This is a genomic window from Micromonospora sp. NPDC049580 (assembly GCF_040675595.1).
Lineage (GTDB): Bacteria > Actinomycetota > Actinomycetes > Mycobacteriales > Micromonosporaceae > Micromonospora.
The window spans coordinates 1-2,325 of the sequence record NZ_JBFAPG010000694.1 but is presented as its reverse complement, the minus strand read 5'-3'; the positions used below and the strand labels follow the sequence as shown (position 1 = coordinate 2,325).

The 2,325-nt window shown below is 73.9% G+C and carries 2 protein-coding genes; one reads left to right on the top strand and one right to left on the bottom strand.

Annotated elements, in window-relative coordinates; genetic code table 11:
* Positions 1 to 100 precede the first annotated feature (100 nt).
* The gene (locus AB0J68_RS31080) at positions 101 to 1,174 is read right to left on the bottom strand and encodes a hypothetical protein (RefSeq protein ID WP_363942323.1); all 1,074 of its coding nucleotides are present in this window, start codon (positions 1,172 to 1,174) and stop codon (positions 101 to 103) included.
* Positions 1,175 to 1,555: 381 nt separating this feature from the next.
* On the opposite strand from AB0J68_RS31080, the gene AB0J68_RS31075 reads away from it, so the two are divergent.
* On the top strand, positions 1,556 to 2,296 hold the full coding sequence (locus tag AB0J68_RS31075) for a cellulose binding domain-containing protein (protein ID WP_354863358.1): 741 nt from the start codon (positions 1,556 to 1,558) through the stop codon (positions 2,294 to 2,296).
* Positions 2,297 to 2,325: the final 29 nt, after the last annotated feature.

Below are 2,325 nucleotides of genomic sequence, written 5' to 3'. Positions count from 1 at the left end.
GGCCGCCCCGGGGGGGGGGCGCCCCCCCCGCCGGGGCGGGCGCGGTGCCCGGGGGCCGCGCCCCCCCGGCCCGGGCCCCCCCCCCCACCTCGGCCGCCGGTCAGTCGACGGTCGGCGCTGCCGTCCTGGCCGCCTCGGCCAGCGCCGCGGCGGCGCCGGCGTACGGGTTGTAGCTGTAGCTGCGCGCCAGCCCGGCCGGGACCGTGAAGTACTCGGCGGACAGCTTCGCCGGGTCGCTGGCCAGCTCGCCGCGGGCGGGCACGTCGTTGCCGTCGTCCCAGCCCCAGGGGGCGTTCGCGGAGTTCGCCGAGCAGCTCCAGGTGCCGGAGCCGCAGTCGCCGGAGGTGTCGCCGGCGAACGTGCCCAGGCTGGCGAACAGGTTCGCGTTGGTCCGCTGCGCCCACAGCCCTCCGGCGGCGAAGATGTCGACGAGCTGGTACCGCACGTCGCGGTCGTTGCCGCTGCTCGGCGTCTCGGCGACCGTGGACGGGTAGTAGACCAGGCCGTCGCCGTTGATGGCGTACTGCGGATATGCCTTCAGGCCGTGCCCCTGCGCCTCCTGGGCGGTCACCGGGTGCGTGAAGGAGTCGTGCGGTGAGGTCTGGAACTGCAGGGTGCCGTCGACGCTCTCCCGGCCGCTGGTCCAGGTGCTGCCGGCCGGCGTGTACGAGTAGAAGTCGCTGTGCGCGACCGTGACCGCGCCGCGCAGGACGCCGTACGGGGAGCCGTCGCGCTCGATCGCGAAGAGGGCTCCCTCGCCGTCGTTCTCGTGTTCGGTCTCGAAGAACGGGTGATCGGTCCAGTCCCGAGGGTGGAAGAACAGGTACGTGATGTACCAGTGCGTGCTCGTCTCCACGACGGAGTAGTACGCGTGCGCCGCGAGCGAGGTGCCGGACTGGCCGGCGCGGTCCCAGTTGTTGCGCCCGTTGAGGTCGCCGTCGAAGTCCACGGCGGTGACATAGTCGGACTGGCCGCCCAGGGCGTGGGCACCGGTGGCGTCGACGTCCTGGTAGTGGACGGGCGCCCAGCGCAGGGCCAACTCGGCCCGGCTGACGGCGGCGGTGGCGGGTGCCGGCGCCGTGAGTGGCGCGACGGTCAGCGCCGCCGCGGCGGCCGTCGCGGTCAGTGCCCTCGCCACCCGGGTTCGCCGGTTCGTGCTGCTTCTGTCGCGCATGGTGTGCTCCCGCATCGAATTGACAGGCCACGATGGATGATCGTCGGCGGAGGGGTCCGGCACGTGTCCCTGCGGCGAGGAGCAGGCAGCCGCTTCTCGACGGGCTCGCGTCCGACGACCCGGTGCCGCCGCCGCTCACCGGTTGGCCAGATTGTATTGATGCCCATCGAATGCGATGCTGGGGGTCGGTCGCGCTCGGGAGCCAGCGCGCCCGTTCTTCTCCGGATCCGGGGACGCGCGAGGTGGCCACACCCCCCGCGCCGGGCAGTCCTCGTCAGCGGCCGCATGCCGATCGCCGTCGGGCGGCCGCCGTACGTCCGGCCCCGTACGGTCGGTCGCCCATCCGCGACCGCGACGGCGACGGTTTCCCCGGAGGTACCGATGCTCCGCATCGTCCTGGCAGTCACGACCATGGCGCTGGCCGGCTGGGCCGGCACGACCGGCTCCGCCGAGGCAGCGCCGGCGCCGGCGGTCACGCCCACACCCACCCTGTCGCCGTCACCGACCCCGACCTGCCCGCCGGCCATCCCGATCAGCGCCTCGGTGACCGCGGTGACCACCACCAGCGTGACGTTGTCGTACTCGATCCTGTTCCGCCCGCCCTGCGGTTACGACCCGCCGATGACCGTCCGACTCTTCGCCAGCCGGGAGGATGCCCAACAGTGGCAGGCTCCGGTGGCGCAGGCCGTCACCGGGCCCGAGCGCAACGGGGTCGTGACCATCGGCCAGCTGACGCCCGACACCGAGTACTGGTACCGGTTCAGCGACGCCGAGGGCCGTCGGGACCCGTACCTGGTCGGACCGGCCCGGACCGCTCCGCTGACGGCGTGCCGGGCGACGGCCACCATCGACTCCCGCTGGGGCACCGGCTTCGTCGCCACGGTGACGGTGCGCAGCACCGGGACGCAGGCGCTGGACCGGTGGAGCGTCTCCTGGCGGTGGGCCGGCGACGAGCGTATCCAGACGGTCTGGGGCGGGGTCGTCGAGACGGTCGGCGCCGACGTCACGGTTCGCAACGCCTCCTACAACGGGACACTCGCGCCGGGCGGCGCGACGACGTTCGGCGTGCTCGTGACCACCAGCGCGGTCCCCGACGGGATGACGCTGGCCTGCGGCCGCTGACCGGTCACCCGGCCGTGGCCCGCGCCCGT

Excerpts from the sequence above, each read along its gene's own strand:
- AB0J68_RS31080 (WP_363942323.1), bottom strand. The coding sequence starts at position 1,174 with ATGCGCGACAGAAGCAGCACGAACCGGCGAACCCGGGTGGCGAGGGCA.
- AB0J68_RS31075 (WP_354863358.1), top strand. The coding sequence starts at position 1,556 with ATGCTCCGCATCGTCCTGGCAGTCACGACCATGGCGCTGGCCGGCTGG.